The sequence below is a fragment of the Geobacillus sp. CAMR5420 genome (assembly GCF_000691465.1).
GTDB lineage: Bacteria > Bacillota > Bacilli > Bacillales > Anoxybacillaceae > Geobacillus > Geobacillus thermoleovorans.
On sequence record NZ_JHUS01000028.1, the window covers coordinates 22,487 to 46,526 of the forward strand.

A 24,040-nucleotide genomic window follows, 5' to 3' on the forward strand; every position below is an offset into this window, starting at 1 on the left:
TCCTTTTGGGACCCCCTTTTCTTGTATATTCCCCTAAAGCCAATGGTGAACAAAAGTCGAAAGAAAAGCAGCCTTTTTCTTATGGGGGCATGGCGGTCTAAGCCAATACGATTTTTGAAAACCATTACGGTCTGCGGCGCTTCGTTTGGATATACCGCTCGAGCCGGTCGAGCCCTTCTTTGAGCACATCGAGCGAATAAGCGTACGACAGGCGGACATGGCCTTCACCGTATTCGGAAAAGGCGCTGCCGGGAACGAGGGCGACGCCGGCGTTTTCGACGACATCGAGGGCAAAATCAAACGAAGACATGCCAAAGGCGGCGATTGACGGAAACAAGTAAAAGGCTCCATCCGGCTTCTCAACCGGCAACCCCATGGCGGTGAGACGATGATAGGCATACTCAAGCCGTTCGGCGTAAGCGGCGCGCATCGCCTCGGCGTCGTGTTTGCCGGCGGTCAGCGCCTCCACCGCCGCTTTTTGGCTGATCGATGACGTGCACGAGACGCTGTATTGGTGCACTTTCACCATTTGTTCAACGGCGAACGCTGGAGCGAAGACAAACCCGATGCGCCAACCGGTCATGGAGTGCGATTTGCTTAAACCGTTGATGACGATCGTCTGCTCCGGCAGCCACTCGGCGATCGAGTGATGGCGGCCGCGATAGACGAGCTCGCTGTAAATTTCATCGGAAACGATCCAAATCGGCCGTCCTTTCAAAAGGGAAGCGATGTTCTCAAGCTCTTCGGCTGACAGCGCCGTCCCGGTTGGATTTGATGGGTATGGAAGAACGAGGCAGCGCGTCTTTTCCGTCAAATAAGGCGCAATGAGCTCAGCCGACAGACGGAAACCGTTTGGCCTTGTGTCGATGTACACCGGTTTCGCCCCGCACAGGCGAATGAGTGGTTCATAGCCGGGATAGACTGGTGCGGGAAGAAGCACTTCTGTCCCTTCTTCTAAAATGGTGCGAAACGTAATATCAAGCGCCTGGCTGGCGCCGACGGTGGCGATGACTTCATCCGGCGTGTAGCGAAGGCCGTACTTGTCAGCGACGAATTGGCAAGCCGCCTGGCGCAGTTCCAGCAGGCCGGCGTTCGCTGTATACGTCGTGAAATCGGCGGCGATCGCCTCCTGAGCGGCTGCTTTGACATGATCGGGCGTTGGGAAATCAGGCTGGCCGATCGTCAAGGAAACAAGTCCCGGCCGGTCGGCGACAAGGTTGAAAAATTGGCGGATGCCTGATAACTGAATGGCTTGAACACGTGGTTGAATGAGGTGTTTCACGGTTGTCCACCTTTCTTTTTTGTTTCTATTGTACCATTGGCGAGGAAAACGAAAAAACAAAAATGAGCCCCTTTCCGTCCGGATTGTTCCCACAAACGGAAATGGGGCTCACTTGGTCATCGACGATTCACTTTCCAACTTCGTTCGCTCCTTTTACGCGCCGTATTTTTTCAACAGGTCGTTATATTGGGCGGAAAGCTTGAAAAACAACGGCTTGTTGCCGGCCGCGAGCGCTTCATCAATTTGTTCCATCAGTTTTTTTCTTTGAAACTGGAAGATCGCTTCTTTCAGCACTTGTTCGGCCATCGGCCCGTAGCTGCTTTTTTCTTCCGGCTGGTTGAACAAAACGGCGCCTTCATTCGGGTATTGTTTTTCGTACATGATTCAGTCCCTCCCATATGGGAACGAAACAGTTCCCTTTCTTATATTATCGTCGTTTTTGATGCTAATGTAAAGAAAATTTAGATAAATATTTTTTGTCAATTTTTTCTCTACATGATTTTTATACCCGTTTTTTGTTGGGACTTAACAGTTTTTCGGTTATGATAAGAGGAGAACAAGGCAAAGGTGATGGCGATGATTCGCACGTGTGTCGTGACAAAAGAATTTGAGATTTTGTATGATGTTGACTTAACGCTTGTCAACAGCCCGGACGTCTCATGGTATTGGGTTGACTTTCATGAGCCGACGGATGAGGAATCGGCGCTGCTCGCCTCCTTTTTCCGTTTTCACCCACTGGCGATTGAAGACTGTCTCGAATATGTGCAGCGGCCGAAGCTCGATTTTTATGACCGCTACTTGTTTGTTGTGCTTCATGCCATTGCCGGGATGACGCTGGAGGCTGAGGAAGTCGATTTGTTTGTCGGGCAAAATTTCATCGTTTCGTTTCATAAGTCGGCCATTCACGCGGTCGATGAGGTGTGGGAGCGATTGAAGCATGAAGAAGATGTTCAGCAGGGGCCGTTTCACGTCATGTACCGGCTGATCGACAAGCTTGTGGATGATTATTTTCCACCGCTTTACCATATTGAAGACGTGCTGAACGATTTAGAGGAGAATACGAACAATGAACCGATTCACGACATTATTGAAAAAGTGTTTGACATCCGCGGCGATTTATCGAAGCTGCGCCGAACGATCGTGCCGATGCGCGACTTGTTGTACCGCATCATCCATTCCGACCGGCTGCAGCGCATGAAAGAACGGCAGCTGTACTTTCATGACATTTATGATCATTTGCTGAAGCTGTCGGAAATGATTGAGACAAACCGAGAAATTACCGCGGATATCCGCGACAGCTATTTATCGCTCAACTCGAATCGAATGAACAATATTATGATGACATTTACAGCCATTACGACCATTTTCATGCCGCTCTCCTTTATTGCCGGCATTTATGGGATGAACTTTGATTATATGCCTGAATTGCACTGGAAGTACGGATACTTTGTTGTATTGGCCGCCATGGCGGTGATCGGCATGACGATGTTCGTCTGGTTTAAGCGCAACGGCTGGTTTCAGTTGTTGAAAGGCGACTGGGCGAAGGAGGAGCGAGAGCGCCGCCAGTAGCCGTATAAAACGGGCTGTTCCCCTCATATACATAATTACATCATGACGGCAGCGTAAGCGCGAAGGAGGGGAACCGATGGCAAGAGGAATTTGGGGCGTCGACTCGGCGCAAGTCGTAACGGATCAGCTGTTTCAATGCGTGCGGACGGAGCTTGGCTATCCGAAATTTTGGGGCCGTTATTTGTCGGAAGTGCCGAACGTGTCCGAAGGGTTGACACGCGACGAGATCGCCCGCATCCGCAGCTATGGCGTGAAGGTGCTGCCGATTTATAACGCCTTCCGCGAAGCGGTCGGCTATGCGAACGGTCAGGTGGCGGCGCGCAACGCGGTGTTCCATGCGCGGCGGCTCGGCATTCCGAAAAATAAACTGCTGTTTGCCAACATCGAAGACTTTTTCGCTGTGGATGCCGCTTGGATCGCTGCTTGGGTGGAAACGCTCTATCCGACCGGATACCGGCCGGGGCTGTACGCGGACCCGACGAAAGGGGATTTCGCCGCTGCCTATTGCGAGGCGGTCAGCCGGAACAACCAAGTGGCGGTGCAGGCGGTCATTTGGAGCGCCGCACCAAGGCCGGGAACGACGAAAGAGCAGAAAGCGCCGCGCTATCAGCCGGCTGCCCCGCCTTGCAGCGCGAATGTCTGGGTGTGGCAGTACGGACGTGATGCAGAAGTCTGCCCGGTTGACACGAATTTAGCTGACCGACGCCTATTGGACTTTTTGTATTGAACAAAGCCGTTGCAAAAAAAGGCAGCGGCTTTTTTATGCGGCTGGGAAATTGTTGGCTGTTGCGCGTCTTTTCTTTTAATTTTTTTGCTTGGATCGATTATATTAGTAATAGGAAAAAAGGAGGATGTCAGTCGGTTGGGGAAAACGGAACGATGATCGAAAGGAGAGGGAATATGGATCGATCTGTCGCCTCACTGTTGGATCGCATCCATGAACAATACGAACGATGGAGGACGGGACCGCCGCTTGACGGTGTGGAATTGGCCCGATTTTTCAATGCTGTCGGCCGGACGGCGGCGGTGATTGGCCTTAGCGACATCGCTGCTGAAGCAGAGCGGCTCATTCACCGGTTGAACGGCCAAACGGAACGGCAATGGACAGCGGAGGAGGCGCTGATGGAGATGGTTCCTCTCCTTCGCTGCTTCTATGAAGCCGGGGAAGCGGCTTCTGCCACCATTCCCTCTTCGCACCGCCAAGGGCCGAAAGCAGCGATTCTCCTCTGTGGAAATGATCCCCTGTTTTTTGCTTACGTCCGCGGCGCCCTGCAAACCGTGCCATGGCGTTTCACGACGATTCCCTCCCTTGAGCAGGCGGCCGCGTCGATGTTTCGTCTCAGCCCGGATTGCATCATCGTCAGCGTGAAGGAGGGAGAGTGGGAGAATCCGGACTTGACGGTTTTGCTTGAGCGCGCCGGACAGCGCCCCTATCTTCCTGTTGTCATTGTGAGGAGAGACGAGGGCAAAGAGGGGCGGTTGAAAGGTTATGAGCTTGGCGCGGATGATGTCATCACCACCCCAGCGGCAGATGAGCTGTTCGTTCGCGTTCGCCGGCTCATTGAAAAAAAACGAAAAATCGATGACCTTGTGCTCATTGACGAATTGACAGGTGTGTACAACCGGAAGTATTTGCCGCGGGTATACGCCCGCCTTCGGAGCGACCTCGAGCGTTACGGAGCGCCAAGCTGTTTGGCGTTGCTTGATTTGGACCATTTCAAACAAGTCAATGACCGTTTCGGCCACCTTGCAGGCGATGCGGTATTGCAAAAGCTGGCTGCCTTTTTGCGCCAACATACACGTGGAGTGGATACCGTCGTTCGCTTTGGGGGCGAAGAGTTTGTCGTTTGGCTGGCCAAAACGTCCAAAAGCGAGGCTCGTGCAGTGCTTGAGCGGCTGCAACGCCAGTTCGCCGCCGAAAAAATCGCGGCGGATGGCGCACTTCTATCATGTACGTTTTCCGCCGGCCTGGTTGAGTGTGATGAACCGGATCGGCCGCTTGACTATTGGCTGCGTCTGGCCGACAAGGCGCTGTATGCGGCGAAACGAGGCGGTGGCAATCGGATCGAAGAGGCGGCGCGTGAGAAAAGCGGTTCTTCGGATGAGGCCCCAAGCCAAGCATCAACGGATCGGCGGCGATGGGCGATTGCCATCGTAGACGACGATGAACTCGTGCGGATGATGATTGCTGATCTTGTCCGCAAGCTCGTCAATGAGCAGGGGAGGAAAGCAGACATTTACGAGTTTGGCGACGGCCTTTCGTTTCTCGAATCTCCGTTTTATCAAAGCGGGCGGCAATCTGTCGTCATTTTGGATCGGGTGATGCCAAAAATGGACGGCCTTGAGGTGTTGAACCGCCTCCGTCAAGAGCGAAAGCCATACAAGGTGATGATGCTGACGTCGCGCCAAGATGAGCGGGATATTGCCCATGCGCTGAACCGAGGAGCGGACGAATATGTGACAAAGCCGTTTAAATGGCTTGAGCTTGAGGCGCGGCTGCGCCGGTTGTTGAAGGAGTTGGAGGAGTGATGGCGCTTTTTTCTGCCTTAGCCGCAACGATTGTTTTCCTTGCACTGTTAGTAAACCTATTTCTCTATTTGGTGGTGCGAAAATGGAGGGAAAATAGACGCCAGGCAGAGATCAGGGCTTTGAAAAAGCGGTTCCATCTTCCGCTGTTTCGTCATGTGCTCGGCGAAGAGGAAGAGCTGCCGTTGCCGTCTTCGCCGCTTGAGCGTGAGGCGATGATGGAGCTCCTTGACCATTTCGCTTCGCTCTTGAAAGGCGAACAGGTGCAGGAGAGAATCCGAACATTGGCGGAAAAGCATTTTCAAGGATGGCTGCGCCGCCGGTTGTCAAGTCGGGATTGGAGCGAGCGGATGAACGCACTGTTTTTGATAGAGGATTTGCAGATGAAGGCGATGTTGCCGGAGATGGAGCGATTGTACCGCTCCGACCGGGTGACGAGAGGAGAAGAAGCAAAACTGTTGACAATTTTTGCCCGATTTGACTATAGCCCAGTGGTGACCTACGTGCTTGAGCCGAAATACGAATTGACCGAGTTTGCGTACCGAGTTATTTTTGGCCATATGAGCGAGCGGCTGCTTCGACAGGTGGAACAGCGATTTGATGAACTGACGCGGGCGGGGAAGTGCGCGTTCGTGGATATGATCGGCATCCGCCGGCGCGAGGAGCGGTCGTTTTTGCTGGAGCTGTTGGCATCCGATGAGTCGGAACTTCGCGTTCGCGCGCTCAAGGCGATGGCGGAAATCGGCATGCCGCTTGAAGCGGAGAGGCTCAAGCAGCATTTGTGCTCCTCCCATTGGCAAGAGCGGCTGATGGCTGCCCGCCTGGCGGGAAAATGCCGCGAAGAGCGGCTTCTTCCGTTGCTGTATGAGCGGCTTAGCGACCGTTCATTTGTTGTTCGTTCCGAAGCCGCCGCGGCCATCGCGCGTCTGCCGGGAGGCCGAACGGCGTTGCGCGCCGCGGCGCGCACAGCATCGGATCGTTATGCTCGTGATATGGCGAGGCAGTGGCTTGGAGGAGGAGAATGATAGTGGAAGCGTGGCGTTCGTTTCTTTGGGTCGCAGGACATATTGTACTGATTTACATGGTCATCGTTCTTCTTTTTTATGCCTTTTTGCTTGTTGTCTCGTTCATCCATTTGCGCCGCATTCATCGTCTTGATGACTGGGAGCCGTATGAAGAGCTGCTCGATGCGAGCTATGCCAAACCGGTGTCCATTCTTGTTCCCGCTTATAATGAGGAAGCGGGCATCGTCGGCTCGGTGCGGTCGCTGCTGGCTATTGAATATCCTGAGTACGAGGTCATTGTCATTAACGATGGATCGACTGACAAAACGCTTGAACGGCTGATTGAGCATTTTCATTTGCAGCTGGTCTATCGCGTCATTCGCCGCCAGCTGGACGCAAAGGAAATTAAGGCGGTTTATCAGTCCCTTGATTATCCTCATTTGTTTGTGCTGGATAAAGAAAACGGTGGGAAAGCGGATGCGTTGAACGCGGGAATCAACGCTTCTCGCTATCCATACATTTGCTCGATTGACGGCGATTCGGTTTTGGAGCGGCGCGCGTTTTTGAAAGTGATGAAACCAATGCTTGAGTCCGACGGGGAGATCATCGCTTCTGGAGGAAGCGTCCGCATCGCCAATGGCTGCCGGATTGAACGCGGTGAGATCGTCCAGGTTGGGTTGTCGCGGCGGCCGCTCGTCATTATGCAAACGATTGAATATTTGCGTGCGTTTTTGCTCGGCCGTCTCGGCTTAAGCCGCCACAACTTGCTGCTGATTGTGTCTGGGGCGTTCGGCGTCTTTTCCAAGCCTTGGGTGATTGAAGCAGGGGGATATGCTGATACAGTTGGCGAAGATATGGAGCTCGTCGTGCGTCTGCATCGACTGGCGCGGGAAAAAAACGAGGCGAAAAAAATCATCTACATCCCCGACCCGGTTTGCTGGACGGAAGCACCGGAAACGTATGGCGATTTGCGGAGGCAGCGGCGGCGCTGGCATCGCGGGCTTTTGGAAAGCTTATGGATGCATCGATCGATGCTGTTCAATCCAAAATATGGCTCAATCGGCCTTCTTTCGCTGCCGTATTTTTGGTTCATTGAGCTTCTTGGTCCGATCGTTGAATTGATGGGCTATATTGTCGTTGTTTTCTCCTTATTTCTCGGAAACTTGTACGTCGAATTCGCTCTTTTGTTGCTGACGGTTTCGGTTTTGTACGGTTCGCTGTTATCAGCAGTAGCCGTCTTGCTTGAAGAGTGGACTGAGCGGAAGTTCCCGAGCATCTCTGATTTGGTGAAGCTGTTTTTCTTCGCGTTGACCGAGACGTTTTGGTACCGTCCGCTTACCGCTTGGTGGCGGTGCGAAGGGGTGATCGATGCCATTCGTCGAAAAAAACAATGGGGAAGCATAAAGAGGAAAGGGGTCTCAGCGTAGCCGACAGAACAGCGGCTGGCTTATTTGTTTTAGAAGGCCGGTGATTGAACAGGAAAGGCGGCCCAATCATGTTTCTCCTCAAATGGAGAAGCCTTACGGATATTGTTCTCCTCTTCATTCGAGAATCATCAATTTAGGGAAAATGGTTGCTTTTCACCGGCCTCTTAGTGCAGCGAAAACGAGAGGGGACTTTCATTGCAAGACAGGGTGGGCGAAAAAGCAGGTTGAAGCAAAAGAGACATCGATGCCCCTGTTGCCGACCCGGCGCTAAGATGTGCCCACTGTTGAAAAAAACCGGCGTCCGCTTAATAGCGGTCGCCGAGCCGTTTAAATACGGGTCTTGTCAGCCGTTTCGGCTTTTGTTCCGGCTTTTCCTTCAGTCCGGTGTAGGCGATGAGAATGGCTTTTGCCTCTGACAGCGGCATCCGAGCTGGAGGGTTGCGGTATGAATCGTTGAGAGAGCCAAGGTGCGGAAGGGCGGCGAAATCTTGTTTTGTCGGTGGAATGTGGAAGTAGTAGTCGCCGACGGCGACAAGCACGTCGGATTGCTGTTGGCTGTATCTCGGATTGCGGGAAAAATGGAGGCCCACTTTTTTCGCCTTGCCCTCCTCAAGCAGCTTCTCGATCGCTTTTTTCTTCAGAAGATAAAGAAACGAAGGGTTCAATGCTGTTTTGGCATGGCGGTTGACGGTAAAAATCGCTTTGGCAATATTGTCGACCGTCAATTGCACCGGTTTCATCGGCATGTCTCCTTTTTTCTTTCTATTATAACATAGGAAGCGGTGTTGTTGCCCGGTTTGTCCTACTTCTATCCGGGGGTAAGCGAAAAAACGGTCAACTCCGGCGGAGCGAAGAAGCGAAGCGGCACCCTTGTTGTGCCAAGGCCGCGGTTGACGTACAACAAGAGTCCGCCGACGTGGTAAAACCCTTCATAATACCGCTCAGACAACGGCGGCGTGATGAGCGGTCCGATAAACGGCAACTGAATTTGCCCGCCGTGGCTATGGCCGGAGAGTTGAACGTGAATAGGGAAGCGGCGAGCCTCAATGGCACCGTCCGGCTCATGAACGAGGGCGATCGTATATGTCGCCCGCGGAATGCCGTTCGTCATTTTCGACCAGTCCGGGCGTCCGAGCATCATATCGTCGCTGCCGGCGATAGCGATGGCGTCATGGCCGCGCCGGACGAGTGCATGCTCATTGACGAGAACGCGGAACCCGGCTCGTTCCATCAATCGACGGTAAATATCTGTCCCGTAGCCGCCGTGATCATGGTTTCCGTAAATGCAAAATTTTCCAAGAGGAGCACGGACGCCAGCCAACGCCTCAGCGACCGCGTTGACGTGCGGATACCGGTTCGCCTCATGGAGCAGATCACCTGTGAATACGACGAGATCGGGCCCGAGTTCGTTGATGAGGCCGATAATGCGGTAAAAGCGTTTCAAGCCGTAATAATGGCCGAGATGGAGATCACTGAACTGCAGCAGCTTGACGCCGGCAAACGACTTTGGGATCAGCGGATGCGACAGCGCATGGTGCGTCACGGTCAGCTCGGCTGGCTCAATCCAGCGGGCGTATCCAGAGGCGGCTGCCATCGCCAGCGCTGCGCTGAAACTTGTGCGCGCCAGCTTTTTCAAAAAGGCGCGCCGGCTTAGTTTGGTTGTTTCGATATGGTGCATCGTTTCGCCGTCCTTTCACAAGCAGCTTTATTATAACGAAAAGAGAGGGAAAAGGACAATAGGAGGACTAAGATGTTCGAATATTCCACTATTTTATGATATGATAAAAATGAATGAGTAATCAGTCATAGGAGGAGAAATGGATGAACGGAAAAGTGATCATTGTGACCGGCGGGTCGAGCGGAATGGGGAAATATATGGCGAAGCGGTTTGTTTCTGATGGGGCCAACGTCGTCATTACGGGAAGGCGGGCCGAGGCGCTCGAAGAGGCCAAGCGGGAAATCGCCGCGCCGGATGGAGGGAAAGTGCTTACGATCCCGATGGATGTGCGCAACCCGGAACAAGTGGCGCACATGGTGGAGCGGACTGATGCGGAATTCGGCCGCATCGATGCCCTCATCAACAACGCGGCTGGCAATTTCATTTGCCCGGCGGAAAAGTTGTCGATCAACGGCTGGAACAGCGTCATTAACATTGTGTTAAACGGCACGTTTTACTGCAGCCGGGAAGTCGGCAACTACTGGATTCAGCGCGGCTTGAAAGGGAACATTATCAACATCGTTGCGACATATGCCTGGCATGCCGGCGCCGGGGTCATTCATTCAGCGAGCGCCAAGGCTGGAGTGCTGGCAATGACGCGCACGCTTGCTGTGGAATGGGGGAAAAAGTACGGCTTCCGCGTCAATGCGATCGCTCCCGGACCGATTGAGCGGACCGGCGGGGCGGAGCGGCTTTGGGAATCAGAGGAAGCGGAGCGGATGACGTTGGAAAGCGTGCCGCTCGGGCGGCTCGGGACGCCGGAAGAAATCGCGGCGGTCGCTTCGTTTTTGCTTTCGGATGAAGCCGCTTACATTAACGGCGCTTGCATCACAGTCGACGGCGGCCAATGGCTGAACCGGCGGCCGTTTTAATCAAATTTGCCATAAAGCAAGATGGTCCTCACCCAAAAGGGATTGCAGGCGGTATTTCTTCATTTATCGCGGGCAACCGGCTCATTGCACGCAACGGCCTTTGTCACAAGCGGATTCCCTGCTGTCAGGGGAGCCGCTTTTTTTACGAGTCAGGAACGATTGGGCAATTATGCTATAATAAAGGCAAAGATGGTCGATGGGGATGAGGTGAACACGATGGATGCATTAGACGTGATGGCCAACTTGCCGCAAGTGATTCCGCACTATCAACCGATTTTCAGCGCCGATGAGCATGGGGTCGTCGGCTATGAAGTGCTCGGTCGGTTTCAAACGGAAACAGGGCCGGTCAGCCTTGGGCCGTTTTTTCACGATGAAACCATTCCAGAAGAATTTCGCATCGAAGTGGATGATGTGATCACGAAAAAAGCGCTCGACTATTTTCTGTCGCTTGATGATCAAACGCTGCTCATTTTTTTAAACCGCGACGCCAACTTGCTGATGCTTGACCGCGGCGAGTCGTTTTTGCAGCTGCTTCTCTCCTATGAAGCGAAAGGGTTGGCCCCAAGCCGCATCGTTTTGGAAATCAACGAGCAGCATTTCAAGGGAGACGTCGATCAGCTCAGCCATTTATTGACGTATCTTCGTACATACGGCGTTAAAGTGGCGGTCGACAACATCGCCGAACATAGCATTCATCTTGAGCGAATCGGCGTCTTGTCGCCTGACATTTTAAAAATCGATTTGCGTGAATTGCGGAAAACGTCCGTTCATCAAGCATACCAGGAAATCGTTCACTCGATTTCGCTGTTGGCGCGCAAAATCGGAGCGACGCTCCTGTATGAGGACATCGAAACGTCATTTCAGCTTCAGTATGCTTGGCGGCATGGCGGCCGCTATTATCAAGGGTATTATTTGGCCAAGCCGGCGCCAGAGGTTGTGCCGCGCGATTTGTTGAAAGACTTGCTCCGCCAAGAGTGCCATCGCTTCATCCAGCAGGAAAAGAAAAAGCTTGAAACGCTGTATCAAATTGCTGAGCAGTTTCAGCAGCGGATCAGCGCGCTGCTTGGCAAATACAAAAAAGCCGCCGATTTTAACGAGCTCATTTCCTTGTTGGCCGGCGAGCTCGACGATGTTTGCTTCCGCATTTATGTTTGTGATGAGGACGGCTTCCAGCAGTCGGGCAATATGTTCAAGCGCGGCGGCCGGTGGGAGCTTCAGCCGCAATATTATATGAAAAACTGGAGCTGGCGCCCGTATTTTTTGGAAAACATTATTCGCATGCGCTCGCGCCGAAGAGGGATTTTGTCCGATTTATACACGGATATTGAAACAGGGGAAACGATCCGGACGTATTCGTATCCGATCGATGAGCGCCATTACTTGTTTATTGACTTGTCGTACAGCTATTTGTTTGAGCATGACGCCCATTATTGACTGCATAAAATCGCCTCATTGCGGCAAAGTAAGCATGAGGTGAAACGTATGGCACAGCTGACTTTCGTATTATCTGTCCTTTCTGTATTGATTGCGGTGATTGGATTTATCTATACGGTCCGTCTCGGCCGCCAACAGCGTTGGCAAGGGGAGCTTGACGGGCCGATTCCGAAAACGGTCGAGGAGCATGCCTACTTGCGCAACCCGGTGTTCCTCGCTTACGTACTCGCTGTCTTGCTCGCCATTTTTGCCATTGGTTATTTGGCGTTGCGCTATTATTGAAAAAAAGGCCATTCCATTCATATGGGTGGCCTTTTTGCCTGTCCGCAAATGACGCTTTTTTCCACGACTTTTTTCCTTTGCCGGCGAATATATATGGAAGCGGAAGAGGCAAAGGGGGAATGGAGATGACGAAGCGGCTGCCGACAAGGCTGTCGGGCGAGGAAGCGGCGTTATTGCTTGACGTTTTGTTCAGCCAGCAATATGCACTCGAGCTCATCCGCTCCGAGCTGGCGGATATCGAAAACGGAGACAAGGAGGTCGATGAACACCGGTACCGGCAGCTGTTGCGTTTATACGACCGACTGTTGACAGAGGAAGAGGAAGGATAAAAATTGTTGTGCACTATCGCTATCGCAGGAAGCGATAGTCTTTTTTATGGTATGATAACAATGTGGAGAGGAGAAGATGCAGAAGAAAGGCGGAACATCGGCATGACATGGGAACACAATGAATTCATGCAAATGACTGTCAAGCCATTTCTGATTCCGGCGGATAAAGTGGCGCATGTGCAGCCGGGAAATTATTTGGATCATGCGCTGCTCGTCCTGACGAAAACCGGCTATTCAGCGATTCCAGTTCTCGATACATCGTATAAACTGCATGGGCTCATCAGCATGACGATGATGATGGATGCAATTTTAGGATTGGAGCGCATCGAATTTGAACGTCTCGAGACGATGAAGGTCGAAGAAGTGATGAACCGAAACATTCCGCGCCTGCGGCTTGACGACAGCCTGATGAAGGCAGTGGGGCTTATTGTCAATCATCCGTTCGTGTGTGTGGAAAATGACGACGGATATTTTGCAGGCATTTTCACTCGACGGGAAGTACTGAAGCAACTGAATAAACAGCTGCACAGGCCTAATGGCGGCCGGAAGCTAGGCCGAAAAGAGGCTGAACAATGAGCAGAAAGATAATCGTGTGCAATAACAAGAGCAGCTGGCTTTGGCTGATCAGTTCGGAAGCTGCGTGGCAACTTCCGCAAGTGCAAGCCTTCGAGAAGATATTTACAGCATTTTGCTCGATGAATTTGTGCTTGTCACAATGATCTCTGTTTTGCTAAAGTAAAAAAGAATACAGGTGTAAAGGAGGATATCGCCCATGAAGATGATGGACGCCAATGAAATCATTTCCTTTATTCAAAACAGCAAAAAATCGACACCAGTCAAAGTATACATAAAAGGGGATCTCGAAGGCATCGATTTCGGCTCAAGCGCCAAAACATTTATCACGGGCAACGTCGGCGTCGTGTTTGGCGAATGGCAAGACATTCAAGCGGCAATCGAAGCGAATCAAGACAAAATCGAGGACTATGTCGTCGAGAACGACCGCCGCAACTCGGCCATTCCGCTCCTGGATTTGAAAGGCATCAAGGCGCGCATTGAGCCGGGCGCCATCATCCGCGACCATGTCGAAATCGGCGACAACGCCGTCATTATGATGGGAGCGGTCATCAATATCGGCGCCGTCGTCGGCGAAGGAACGATGATCGACATGAATGCGGTGCTCGGCGGCCGGGCGACGGTCGGGAAAAACTGCCATATCGGCGCCGGCGCGGTGTTGGCAGGCGTGATCGAGCCGCCATCAGCCAAGCCGGTCGTCATTGAAGACGATGTGCTCGTCGGGGCGAATGCCGTTATTTTGGAAGGCGTCACGGTCGGCAAAGGAGCGGTTGTGGCTGCCGGCGCCGTTGTTGTCGAAGACGTGCCGCCGTATACGGTCGTGGCCGGCGTGCCGGCGCGCGTCATTAAGCAGATCGACGAGCAAACGCGGGCGAAAACGGAGATTAAGCAGGAGCTTCGCCAATTATAATCATCATAAAAGCTGTCCCTTCACACGAGGACAGCTTTTTTGCCCATGGAGGAGAGACGATGTCTGCGATCAGCCCATTTGTCGCCATTCGCCGCGACTTGCATCAAATTCCGGAGCTTGGGTTTCAGGAGTTTAAAACGCAGCAATATTTGCTTCGCTATATCCAGTCCCTGCCGCAAGAGCGGCTTCAAGTCCGGACGTGGAAAACGGGGATTTTCGTCAAAGTCAACGGAACATCGCCGCGCAAAACGATCGGCTACCGCGCCGATATGGACGGGCTGCCGATTCGCGAGGAGACCGGCTTGCCGTATCGGTCGAAACATGAAGGGCGCATGCACGCGTGCGGCCACGATGTGCATATGAGCATCGCTCTTGGTGTGCTCACCCATTTTGCTCATCATCCACTGAAAGACGATTTGCTGTTTGTATTCCAGCCGGCCGAGGAAGGACCGGGCGGAGCAAAGCCGATGTTAGAAAGCGACATCATGCGGGAATGGAAGCCGGATATCATCGTCGCCTTGCATATTGCGCCGGAATATCCCGTCGGCACGATTGCAACGAAAGAAGGGTTGCTGTTTGCCAATACGTCGGAGCTGTTTATCGATCTGAAGGGGAAAGGTGGCCACGCGGCGTTTCCGCATTTAGCGAATGACATGGTCGTCGCCGCCTGCGCATTGGTGACGCAGCTGCAGTCGATCGTCGCCCGCAACGTCGATCCGCTCGACAGCGCGGTCATTACGATCGGAAAAATTGCCGGCGGGACGGTGCAGAACGTCATTGCGGAGCACGCCCGGCTCGAAGGAACGATTCGGACGCTGTCGACTGCAGCGATGCAGAAGGTGAAGCGGCGGATTGAAGCGATCGTGCATGGCATTGAAGTCGCGTACGAATGTGAAGCATCCATCGATTACGGTGCCATGTACCATGAAGTGTATAATGATCCGGATCTGACAGCGGAATTTATGAAGTTTGCCAAGGCGCACGGCGGCGTGAATGTGATCCGTTGCAAAGAAGCGATGACTGGCGAAGATTTCGGCTATATGCTGGCGGACATCCCGGGTTTTATGTTTTGGCTTGGCGTCGCCTCACCATATGGGCTGCACCATGCAAAACTGGCTCCGAACGAGGAAGCGATCGACCGCGCCATCGCGTTTTTAATCGACTATTTTTCATGGAAAGGAAACGCAGAATGAAGTATAGTTCCGCCTCTAGCAACACACATTAATGAGTGTGAGGAGGTGGATTGTGATGGCGAAAATTGGTGTTGAGCCATCGTTGACGGACGTACAGGAAGCGTTGAAAGAGCGAGGATATGACGTTGTGCCGCTCCGAGGGGAGCAAGACGCAAGAGGCTGCGACTGCTGCGTCATTACCGGCCTGGACGCCAATATCGCCGGCATTCACAACATCGTGACGTCCGGTCCGGTCATTGAAGCGAGCGGGCTCACCGCAGAAGAGATTTGCCAAAAAGTCGAAGAAAAACTTCGCTGATGACGAACGTTCGGACTGTGTGCGCTGGCAGCCCGTTTTTGGCGAAATGGCGAAATCGCATAGCGTAAAGGAATGGTGGAAAAGGAACGAAGAACGTTTTCGTTCCTTTTTCTTTTTTGCTAAAATAAGGGGAAGAAACAATGCTTGATCAACGATGGAGGAGTGTCAATGAAAAAGAAACAGTTTGCCGTCATCGGCCTCGGGCGCTTTGGCGGCAGCATCTGCCGGACGCTGAGCGAACAAGGGATGGAAGTATTGGCCATCGATATTGATGAAGACCGGGTAAACGAATTTGCGTCGATCGCTTCGCACGCCGTCGTCGGCGACACGACCGATGAAAACGTGCTGAAAAGTTTAGGCATCCGCAACTTCGACCATGTCATTGTCGCGATCGGCGACAACATCCAGGCGAGCATTTTGACGACCCTGATTTTAAAAGAGCTCGGCGTCAACTATATTACGGTCAAGGCAACGAACGATTACCATGAGAAAGTGCTGAAAAAAATCGGCGCTGACCAAATCGTGCATCCAGAACGGGACATGGGCGAGCGGATCGCCCACAACTTGATTTCCAACAACGTCCTAGATTATCTGGAGCTGTCGGACAAATACAGCATTGTCGAAATCGTGGCAAGCGAGCGGCTTGACGGCCATTCGCTTTTGGAGCTTGACATCCGCGCCCGCTATGGCATCAACATCGTCGCCATCAAGCGTGGAACAAGCGTCATCGTCTCCCCGCTCGCCTCGGAAATCATCCGCAAAGGCGACGTGTTGGTCGTCATCGGCGCTGACAGCGACATTGACCGGTTTGAGGAAAAAGTGGTCGGTTGACGGCTGGCAGGCGGCCTGTGCATGATGATGACGGAAAAAGGGCATCCTTTTACAAGGACGCCCTTTTTTCTTTAGATTTCCATGATGATCGGCAAAATCATTGGCCGCCGTTTCGTCCGCTCGTACAAGAACGGAGCGAGCGTTTCCGTAATTTCGTTTTTGATCTCCGACCATTGGTTCGTTTTCCGTTCCAGCACTTTTTCGAGATGCTTGGAGATCAACACTTGCGCTTCGCTGATTAAGTCACCTGACTCACGCATATAGACGAAGCCGCGAGAAATAATGTCCGGGCCGGCGGCGATTTTGAACTCTTTCATGTTGATGCTGACGACGACAATCACGAGCCCTTCCTCAGACAAAATGCGGCGGTCGCGCAAGACGATGTTGCCGATGTCGCCGACACCGCTGCCGTCGATGTAGACGGAGCCGGACGGGATCTTGCCGACGATGCGCGCTTCTTTGTCGCTGATGCCAAGCACTTCGCCGTTGTCCATAATAAAGCAGTTTTCCTCCGGCACGCCGCAGTCGATGGCGAGCTTGGCGTGCATTTTTTGCATGCGGTATTCGCCGTGGATCGGCATGAAATATTTCGGCTTCATCAGCCGGATCATCAATTTTTGTTCTTCCTGCCCACCGTGGCCGGACGTATGGATGTCGTTGAGCGGGCCATGGATGACTTCTGCGCCGGCGCGGTACAGCATGTTGATTGTCCGGTTGACGCTCACCGTGTTGCCCGGAATCGGCGATGAGGAAAAGACGACCGTGTCGCCTGGGATGATTTGAATTTGCCGGTGCGTGCCGTTGGCGATGCGCGACAAGGCGGCCATCGGCTCCCCTTGGCTGCCGGTGCATAAAATCGTCACCCGGTTGGCCGGTAGGCGGTTGATTTCGTTCGCGTCGACGAACGTGCCTTTCGGACATTTGATATAGCCGAGGTCTTGTCCGATCTCAATCGCCGCTTCCATGCTTCGACCGAAGACAGCGATTTTTCGGTTGTTGGCGACGGCTGCTTCCGTCACCTGTTGGAGACGGTGGATGTTTGATGCAAATGTGGCGAAAATGATGCGTCCTTCCACCTTGCGGAAAATGTCGTGAATGCTTTCACCGACGCGCCGCTCCGACATCGTAAAATGCGGGATCTCGCTGTTCGTGCTGTCCGACAGCAGGCAAAGAACTCCTTCTTTCCCAATTTCGGCCATTTTTGTCAAATTGGCCGGCTCGCCGACCGGCGTAAAGTCGAATTTAAAATCCCCAGTGTGAACGATTTGCCCGACTGGCGTTTTCACAACAATACCGTAGCTGTCCGGAATGCTGTGTGTCGTCCGGAAAAAGGTGACGGCCGTTTTTTGAAAGCGGATGACATCGTCTTCGCGAATCTCAATGAGTTTCGCTTGGCGCAACAATCCATGTTCCTCAAGCTTATTGCGAATCAGCCCAAGCGCTAATTTGCCGCCGTAAATCGGGATGTTCACCTGCCGGAGCAAATACGGAATGCCGCCGATATGGTCTTCGTGCCCGTGGGTGATGAACAGTCCTTTCACTTTGTCCGCGTGCTTCACTAAATAGGAGTAGTCTGGAATGACATAGTCGATCCCGAGCAGCTCATCTTCCGGAAACTTAATGCCTGCGTCAATGACAATGATTTCGTCTTGGAATTGTACGCCGTATGTATTTTTTCCAATTTCACCCAGTCCGCCGAGGGCAAAAACGCCAACTTGCTGATCTGTCAACAGCTTCATGATGAAATCTCCAATACTTGAAAGTTCGGGCTTTTCTTTTCGTATTCTAGATGCGCTCCCTCTAACGGCTGAATATACTCAATATTGATCGGACGGCCTTCGAGTTTTCGGCGTACATCCCGCTCTGATTCTGCTTCGATGTAGAGTGTTTTCGTTTTTTCTCTCACGGGCGCCTCGTCTGCGTTTTCTTGGTAAAACACTTTGAAAATCATCGTGAAATCTCTCCTTATCGTACAATGGTTGCTCTATCTATTATATAAGAATGTAACGTTCTTTTCATGTATTTTGTTGCCAAAAGCAAAAAACAGGCGTGAGATGTGCCGACGATATGCATCATCTTTGACGAATGTTGCCCGCTTTATTCGCCAAAGTGGGAAAGAAGCCCTTCGAATGGAAGGGCTGTTGTTGTAACGGTCAGGCGATCAATTTTTTCCGGAGCAGGTCTTTCCACTGTTGAAGCAGCTTTTTTTTCAGCTTTTTCAACATGTTTCATCACTCCTTACCTTTTATTGTACTCATTTTGCGGCGAAAGTAAATGTTCTATTATATATGATATGTAGGCGGAGGTTTGTTTTTCATGGGTAAAAATGGAACAGATCGTGCCTCTTGGTTGACATTCCGGGCGTTTTTCAGTACGGTAGACAATGAACAATTTTTTAACAAGGGGAAGTGAACGTGGGCAGAAAAATCGTCTTTTTCGACATCGACGGCACGCTTCTTGATGAGCAAAAGCAGCTGCCGCTGTCAACGATCGAAGCGGTTCGCCGCCTGAAGCAGTCGGGCGTTTATGTCGCCATCGCCACCGGACGCGCTCCGTTTATGTTTGAGCATGTGCGCAAACAGCTTGGCATCGATTCGTTCGTCAGCTTCAACGGTCAGTACGTCGTTTTTGAAGGGAACGTGTTATACAAGCAGCCGCTCCGGCGCGAGAAAGTCAGGGCGCTGACAGAGGAAGCCCACAAAAACGGCCATCCGCTCGTCTTTATGGATGCGGAGAAAATGAGAGCGAGCATCGGCGACCATCCGCACATCCACGTCAGCATGGCGAGTCTAAAATTCGCCCACCCGCCTGTCGACCCTCTTTATTATGAGAACAAAGACATTTATCAAGCGCTTCTGTTTTGCCGCGCCGAGGAAGAAGAACCGTATGTGCGCAACTATCCCGAATTTCGCTTCGTCCGTTGGCATGACGTCTCGACGGATGTGCTGCCGGCAGGGGGCTCGAAGGCGGAAGGCATCCGCATGATGATCGAAAAGCTCGGGATCGATAAGAAGGATGTGTACGCGTTCGGCGACGGATTGAATGACATTGAAATGCTCTCGTTCGTCGGAACCGGGGTGGCGATGGGCAACGCCCATGAGGAAGTGAAAAGGGTCGCCGACTTCGTTACGAAACCGGTCGATAAGGAAGGCATTTGGTACGGATTGAAACAGCTGCAGCTCATCCGATAAAAAGCGGCCTTGGCCTTTTCGGCGAGGCCGCTCGCCATTGACAGCGGGCTTTTTAGCGCCCGATTGGAATCGCCCCGTCCGGCACTTGAAACGGGTCATCGGGGTTGATGCGGTCATAGAACATAATGCCGTTTAAATGATCGATTTCATGTTGGAAGACGATGGCCGGCAGCCCTTTCAAGCGCAGTGTGACTTCTTCGCCGTCGATCGTCGTCCCAGTGACCGTGATGCGGGCATAGCGCGGCACATACCCTGGCACGTCGCGGTCGACCGACAGGCAGCCTTCCCCGGTCGTCAAGTAACATTGCTGGACGGAATGGCTGACGATTTTCGGATTGAACAAGGCGTAGCTGTACAGCGTCCCGTTTTCATCGGTGACATGGACGGCGATCATCCGCTTTGAGACGTTGATTTGCGGGGCGGCAAGGCCAATGCCGGGCCGCAGGCCGTATTTAGCTGCCAGCTCCGGGTCTTGGCTCATTTTCACGTAGTCAAGCAAGCTTTGCAAAATGCGCTTATCTTCCTCTGAAGGCGGCAACGGAACGGGTTCGGCGATTTTCCGCAATGTCGGGTGCCCCTCTTTGATGATGTCCTTCATCGTGATCATTCGCTTCGTTCACTCCCTACGTTTGGCATCGCTGTCTATCGTTTAGTCTAACAAAATGAGCATCGATCGTAAATAAAAACGCAACCGCACGAATATATTATTCGAGTATAAGGAAAACAATAAGACAAATTCGAGAAAACGTTTTCATTATCTTGTCAAGCCACTGTGTGTTTTATATTTTGTGAAAATATAATACAGAACTCATACAGATGGTGAGGAATGTAATATAACAGTTTGTGGGCGGAATATTGCCAATTCCAATTTCACCCAAAAAATAAAGCAAAAAAACATGAGAAATCAAAGTCGTTGACGGTTGATCCAAGAACGTGTAAACTAAAACTTGCAAATGCATATTGTACTAATTCAGTCTTGAAAAATAGTGAAACAGATTTCGGCGCCTTTGTTGCTTGTGTTGGCGCCGGATGGCGGCCGTTTTTTATTTCTCTTTCATTTTGGGTACATTAATAGTATATGGGCGAATGTATTCTCATTTCTAAAATTTCTAATGAAAGGCAGAGGTGGATGACATGGGTGTGAAAACCTCCCAGTTTCGATTTGCGGAGCAGCTCGAGAAAGTAGCCGAGCAGTTCCCGATGTTTCAAATTTTGAATGAAGAAGGCGAAATCGTCAACGAAGAGGCGATGCCGGAGTTAAGCGATGAGCAGCTGAAAGAGCTGATGCGCCGCATGGTGTATACGCGCATCCTCGACCAGCGCTCCATTTCGTTGAACCGCCAAGGCCGACTCGGGTTTTACGCGCCGACCGCCGGGCAAGAAGCGAGCCAAATCGCCAGCCATTTTGCGCTTGAGAAAGAAGATTTCATTTTGCCGGGATATCGCGACGTTCCGCAAATCATTTGGCACGGGCTTCCGCTTTATCAAGCGTTTTTGTTCTCGCGCGGCCACTTTCATGGCAACCAAATTCCTGAAGGCGTCAACGTCTTGCCGCCGCAAATCATCATCGGCGCCCAATACATTCAAGCGGCCGGCGTGGCGCTCGGCTTGAAAATGCGGGGCAAAAAGGCGGTGGCCATTACATATACCGGCGATGGGGGCACATCGCAAGGCGACTTTTATGAAGGGATCAACTTCGCGGGGGCGTTTAAGGCACCGGCCATCTTTGTTGTGCAAAACAACCGCTTTGCCATCTCGACGCCAGTGGAGAAGCAAACGATCGCCAAAACATTGGCGCAAAAAGCGGTCGCTGCCGGCATTCCGGGCATTCAAGTCGACGGCATGGATCCGCTTGCGGTCTACGCCGCGGTGAAAGCAGCCCGCGAACGCGCCATTAACGGCGAAGGGCCGACGCTCATCGAAACGCTTTGCTTCCGCTACGGTCCGCACACGATGTCCGGCGACGATCCGACGCGCTATCGTTCGAAAGAACTCGAAAACGAATGGGCGAAAAAAGACCCGCTTGTCCGCTTCCGCAAGTTTTTAGAAGCGAAAGGTTTATGGAGCGAAGAGGAAGAAAACCGCGTCATCGAGCAGGCGAAAGAGGACATCAAGGAAGCGATCAAAAAAGCGGACGAAACGCCGAAACAAAAAGTGACCGACTTAATCAGCATCATGTTCGAAGAGCTGCCGGCGAACTTAAAAGAGCAGTATGAAATTTATAAAGAGAAGGAGTCGAAGTAAGCCATGGCGCAAATGACAATGGTTCAAGCGATCACCGATGCGCTGCGCATCGAGATGAGAAACGATCCGAACGTGCTGGTGTTTGGCGAAGACGTTGGGGTCAACGGCGGCGTATTCCGGGTGACCGAAGGGCTGCAAGCTGAGTTTGGCGAAGAACGTGTGTTTGATACGCCGCTGGCCGAATCGGGGATCGGCGGTTTGGCGATCGGCTTGGCCTTGCAAGGGTTTCGCCCAGTGCCGGAAATTCAGTTTTTCGGGTTCGTCTATGAGGCGATGGATGCGATTTGCGGACAAATGGCGCGCATCCGCTACCGCACTGGCGGCCGCTACCATGTTCCGATTACGATTCGTTCGCCGTTTGGCGGCGGCGTCCATACGCCAGAATTGCACTCAGACAGCTTAGAAGGACTCGTCGCCCAACAGCCGGGCTTGAAAGTCGTCATCCCGTCGACGCCGTATGATGCGAAAGGATTGCTCATCTCGGCGATCCGCGACAACGACCCGGTTATTTTCCTTGAGCATTTGAAACTGTACCGTTCGTTCCGACAAGAGGTGCCCGAAGGGGAGTACACAATTCCGATCGGTAAAGCAGACATTAAGCGTGAAGGGAAAGACATTACGATTATCGCGTACGGGGCCATGGTGCATGAATCGTTAAAGGCGGCGGCAGAATTAGAGAAAGAAGGCATTTCTGCCGAAGTCGTCGACTTGCGCACCGTGCAGCCGCTCGATATTGAGACGATCATTGGTTCGGTCGAAAAAACGGGCCGCGCCATCGTCGTTCAAGAAGCACAACGGCAAGCCGGCATCGCCGCCAACGTCGTTGCTGAAATTAACGAGCGCGCGATTTTAAGCCTTGAGGCGCCTGTATTGCGCGTCGCCGCGCCGGATACCGTCTATCCGTTCGCTCAAGCAGAATCGGTGTGGCTGCCGAACTTTAAAGACGTGATCGAGACGGCGAAAAAAGTGATCAACTTCTAATGTGGACAAGTCCGGGGGAGCGAAGCGCCTTCCCCCGCTCATTTTCGGCAAACGATAGGAGGTCGACCTACAGTGGCATTTGAATTTAAGCTGCCGGACATTGGCGAAGGCATTCACGAAGGCGAGATCGTCAAATGGTTCGTCAAGCCGGGCGATGAAGTGAACGAAGACGACGTGTTGTGCGAAGTGCAAAACGACAAAGCGGTCGTCGAGATCCCATCTCCTGTCAAGGGGAAAGTGCTTGAGATTCTCGTCCCGGAAGGAACGGTGGCGACGGTCGGGCAAACGCTCATTACGCTCGATGCGCCGGGCTATGAAAACATGACGTTTAAAGGACAAGAACACGAAGAAGTGAAAAAAGAGGAAAAAGCGGAAACGGTGTCGAAAAAGGAAATGGTTGAGACCGCTGCTCCGAGCGCACCGGCGGCCGAAGCGGAAGCCGACCCGAACCGCCGCGTCATCGCGATGCCGTCTGTGCGCAAATATGCGCGTGAAAAAGGCGTCGATATCCGCCTCGTCCAAGGCACGGGGAAAAACGGCCGCATTTTGAAAGAAGATATTGATGCCTTCCTCGCCGGCGGCGCGAAAGCCGCGGCTGAGCCGACGCCGCAAGCGGCGGAAGAGAAGGCAGCGCCGCAAGCGCCAGCGGCGAAACCGGTTGTGCCGGAAGGCGAATTCCCGGAAACGCGCGAGAAAATGAGCGGCATCCGTCGGGCGATCGCCAAGGCCATGGTGCATTCGAAACATACGGCCCCGCACGTGACGCTGATGGACGAAGCCGATGTGACGAAGCTTGTTGCTCACCGAAAAAAATTCAAGGCCATTGCCGCGGAAAAAGGCATCAAGCTGACGTTCTTGCCGTATGTCGTCAAAGCGCTTGTTTCCGCGCTGCGTGAATATCCGGTGCTGAATACGTCGATCGACGATGCGACGGAGGAAATTATTCATAAGCATTACTACAACATCGGCATCGCCGCTGATACGGATCGAGGGTTGCTCGTGCCGGTCATTAAACATGCCGACCGGAAGCCGATTTTCGCGCTGGCGAAGGAAATCAACGAACTCGCTGAAAAAGCGCGCGAAGGCAAACTGATGCCAAACGAAATGAAAGGCGCATCGTGCACGATCACGAACATCGGCTCAGCCGGCGGGCAATGGTTTACGCCGGTCATCAACCATCCGGAAGTGGCGATTCTTGGCATCGGCCGCATTGCCGAAAAACCGATCGTCCGCGACGGTGAAATTGTCGCTGCTCCGGTCTTGGCGCTCTCGTTGAGCTTTGACCATCGGATGATCGACGGAGCGACGGCGCAAAAAGCGCTCAACCATATCAAGCAGCTGTTAAGCGATCCAGAATTATTATTAATGGAGGCGTAA

26 protein-coding genes are annotated in these 24,040 nt (G+C 52.6%); 18 read left to right on the forward strand and 8 right to left on the reverse strand.

The features are described from left to right. Positions 1–124: 124 nt before the first annotated feature. Positions 125–1,282, reverse strand: coding sequence for an aminotransferase A (locus tag DI44_RS11240; RefSeq protein ID WP_031212926.1), 1,158 nt, complete (start codon positions 1,280–1,282; stop codon positions 125–127). A 153-nt stretch (positions 1,283–1,435) separates the two neighbouring features. Further along, positions 1,436–1,663, reverse strand: coding sequence for an IDEAL domain-containing protein (locus DI44_RS11235; RefSeq protein WP_011230536.1), 228 nt, complete (start codon positions 1,661–1,663; stop codon positions 1,436–1,438). A 195-nt stretch (positions 1,664–1,858) separates the two neighbouring features. On the opposite strand from DI44_RS11235, the gene corA reads away from it, so the two are divergent. The 5 genes from corA to DI44_RS11210 all read left to right on the forward strand — a co-directional run bounded on the left by corA (position 1,859) and on the right by DI44_RS11210 (position 7,808). Then, positions 1,859–2,851 carry a magnesium/cobalt transporter CorA gene (corA, locus tag DI44_RS11230; protein WP_011230537.1) on the forward strand — a complete coding sequence of 331 codons (993 nt, stop codon included), beginning with the start codon at positions 1,859–1,861 and terminating at the stop codon, positions 2,849–2,851. Positions 2,852–2,927: 76 nt separating this feature from the next. Continuing rightward, positions 2,928–3,578 carry a glycoside hydrolase domain-containing protein gene (locus tag DI44_RS11225; RefSeq protein WP_033025007.1) on the forward strand — a complete coding sequence of 217 codons (651 nt, stop codon included), beginning with the start codon at positions 2,928–2,930 and terminating at the stop codon, positions 3,576–3,578. 173 nt (positions 3,579–3,751) lie between these two features. Further along, positions 3,752–5,380: a diguanylate cyclase gene (locus tag DI44_RS11220; RefSeq protein ID WP_033025008.1), complete on the forward strand. Its 1,629-nt coding sequence runs from the start codon at positions 3,752–3,754 to the stop codon at positions 5,378–5,380. Between the two features lie 119 nt (positions 5,381–5,499). After that, positions 5,500–6,402 carry a HEAT repeat domain-containing protein gene (locus DI44_RS11215; protein WP_241766375.1) on the forward strand — a complete coding sequence of 301 codons (903 nt, stop codon included), beginning with the start codon at positions 5,500–5,502 and terminating at the stop codon, positions 6,400–6,402. Continuing rightward, positions 6,399–7,808 (forward strand): glycosyltransferase, encoded by a 1,410-nt coding sequence (locus DI44_RS11210; RefSeq protein ID WP_033025011.1) that lies wholly within the window; start codon positions 6,399–6,401, stop codon positions 7,806–7,808. The genes DI44_RS11215 and DI44_RS11210 overlap by 4 nt, the downstream gene beginning before the upstream one ends. Positions 7,809–8,113: 305 nt before the next feature. Here DI44_RS11210 and DI44_RS11205 read toward each other — a convergent pair whose 3' ends face one another. Continuing rightward, positions 8,114–8,548: a YkyB family protein gene (locus tag DI44_RS11205; RefSeq protein ID WP_014195334.1), complete on the reverse strand. Its 435-nt coding sequence runs from the start codon at positions 8,546–8,548 to the stop codon at positions 8,114–8,116. A 68-nt stretch (positions 8,549–8,616) separates the two neighbouring features. Next, the gene (locus DI44_RS11200) at positions 8,617–9,486 is read right to left on the reverse strand and encodes a metallophosphoesterase (RefSeq protein WP_033025013.1); all 870 of its coding nucleotides are present in this window, start codon (positions 9,484–9,486) and stop codon (positions 8,617–8,619) included. A gap of 143 nt (positions 9,487–9,629) precedes the next feature. Here DI44_RS11200 and fadH point away from each other — a divergent pair, with 143 nt between their 5' ends. From fadH to DI44_RS11155, 9 genes are all read left to right on the forward strand, one after another. Further along, positions 9,630–10,397 (forward strand): 2,4-dienoyl-CoA reductase, encoded by a 768-nt coding sequence (gene fadH / locus DI44_RS11195; RefSeq protein ID WP_011230544.1) that lies wholly within the window; start codon positions 9,630–9,632, stop codon positions 10,395–10,397. A 216-nt stretch (positions 10,398–10,613) separates the two neighbouring features. Continuing rightward, complete coding sequence (locus DI44_RS11190) at positions 10,614–11,831, forward strand: EAL-associated domain-containing protein (protein WP_011230545.1); 1,218 nt, start codon at positions 10,614–10,616, stop codon at positions 11,829–11,831. Positions 11,832–11,879: 48 nt separating this feature from the next. Further along, a complete protein-coding gene (locus DI44_RS11185) occupies positions 11,880–12,113 on the forward strand; it encodes a hypothetical protein (protein WP_033006687.1) in 234 nt (77 codons plus the stop codon). Between the two features lie 125 nt (positions 12,114–12,238). Then, positions 12,239–12,442, forward strand: coding sequence for an antirepressor AbbA (gene abbA, locus DI44_RS11180; protein WP_013145903.1), 204 nt, complete (start codon positions 12,239–12,241; stop codon positions 12,440–12,442). Positions 12,443–12,544: 102 nt separating this feature from the next. Further along, positions 12,545–13,018: a cyclic-di-AMP-binding protein CbpB gene (cbpB, locus tag DI44_RS11175; protein WP_011230548.1), complete on the forward strand. Its 474-nt coding sequence runs from the start codon at positions 12,545–12,547 to the stop codon at positions 13,016–13,018. Between the two features lie 196 nt (positions 13,019–13,214). Then, entirely contained in the window at positions 13,215–13,925 is a 711-nt protein-coding gene (gene dapD, locus DI44_RS11170; RefSeq protein WP_011230549.1) for a 2,3,4,5-tetrahydropyridine-2,6-dicarboxylate N-acetyltransferase, read from the forward strand. A gap of 59 nt (positions 13,926–13,984) precedes the next feature. Beyond that, entirely contained in the window at positions 13,985–15,118 is a 1,134-nt protein-coding gene (locus DI44_RS11165) for an N-acetyldiaminopimelate deacetylase (protein ID WP_011230550.1), read from the forward strand. Positions 15,119–15,173: 55 nt separating this feature from the next. Then, positions 15,174–15,416 (forward strand): YkuS family protein, encoded by a 243-nt coding sequence (locus DI44_RS11160; protein WP_011230551.1) that lies wholly within the window; start codon positions 15,174–15,176, stop codon positions 15,414–15,416. Positions 15,417–15,584: 168 nt separating this feature from the next. After that, positions 15,585–16,247 carry a TrkA family potassium uptake protein gene (locus DI44_RS11155; RefSeq protein ID WP_033025014.1) on the forward strand — a complete coding sequence of 221 codons (663 nt, stop codon included), beginning with the start codon at positions 15,585–15,587 and terminating at the stop codon, positions 16,245–16,247. Between the two features lie 71 nt (positions 16,248–16,318). On the opposite strand, the gene rnjA is transcribed toward DI44_RS11155, so the two are convergent. The 3 genes from rnjA to DI44_RS19630 all read right to left on the reverse strand — a co-directional run bounded on the left by rnjA (position 16,319) and on the right by DI44_RS19630 (position 18,479). Then, on the reverse strand, positions 16,319–17,986 hold the full coding sequence (rnjA, locus tag DI44_RS11150) for a ribonuclease J1 (RefSeq protein ID WP_011230553.1): 1,668 nt from the start codon (positions 17,984–17,986) through the stop codon (positions 16,319–16,321). Then, a complete protein-coding gene (locus tag DI44_RS11145) occupies positions 17,983–18,198 on the reverse strand; it encodes a DNA-dependent RNA polymerase subunit epsilon (RefSeq protein WP_011230554.1) in 216 nt (71 codons plus the stop codon). Before DI44_RS11145 ends, rnjA begins: the two co-directional genes overlap by 4 nt. Before the next feature lie 146 nt (positions 18,199–18,344). Further along, entirely contained in the window at positions 18,345–18,479 is a 135-nt protein-coding gene (locus tag DI44_RS19630; protein WP_014195339.1) for a hypothetical protein, read from the reverse strand. A 176-nt stretch (positions 18,480–18,655) separates the two neighbouring features. On the opposite strand from DI44_RS19630, the gene DI44_RS11140 reads away from it, so the two are divergent. Beyond that, a complete protein-coding gene (locus DI44_RS11140; protein ID WP_020278630.1) occupies positions 18,656–19,438 on the forward strand; it encodes a Cof-type HAD-IIB family hydrolase in 783 nt (260 codons plus the stop codon). Between the two features lie 52 nt (positions 19,439–19,490). Here the strand turns inward: DI44_RS11140 and def are convergent, their stop codons facing one another. Next, positions 19,491–20,045 (reverse strand): peptide deformylase, encoded by a 555-nt coding sequence (gene def / locus DI44_RS11135; protein ID WP_011230557.1) that lies wholly within the window; start codon positions 20,043–20,045, stop codon positions 19,491–19,493. A 527-nt stretch (positions 20,046–20,572) separates the two neighbouring features. Here def and pdhA point away from each other — a divergent pair. The 3 genes from pdhA to DI44_RS11120 all read left to right on the forward strand — a co-directional run bounded on the left by pdhA (position 20,573) and on the right by DI44_RS11120 (position 24,040). Beyond that, positions 20,573–21,682 (forward strand): pyruvate dehydrogenase (acetyl-transferring) E1 component subunit alpha, encoded by a 1,110-nt coding sequence (pdhA, locus tag DI44_RS11130; RefSeq protein WP_033025015.1) that lies wholly within the window; start codon positions 20,573–20,575, stop codon positions 21,680–21,682. A 3-nt stretch (positions 21,683–21,685) separates the two neighbouring features. Continuing rightward, the gene (gene pdhB / locus DI44_RS11125) at positions 21,686–22,663 is read left to right on the forward strand and encodes a pyruvate dehydrogenase complex E1 component subunit beta (RefSeq protein WP_011230559.1); all 978 of its coding nucleotides are present in this window, start codon (positions 21,686–21,688) and stop codon (positions 22,661–22,663) included. Positions 22,664–22,735: 72 nt separating this feature from the next. Beyond that, positions 22,736–24,040: a dihydrolipoamide acetyltransferase family protein gene (locus DI44_RS11120; RefSeq protein ID WP_013145897.1), complete on the forward strand. Its 1,305-nt coding sequence runs from the start codon at positions 22,736–22,738 to the stop codon at positions 24,038–24,040.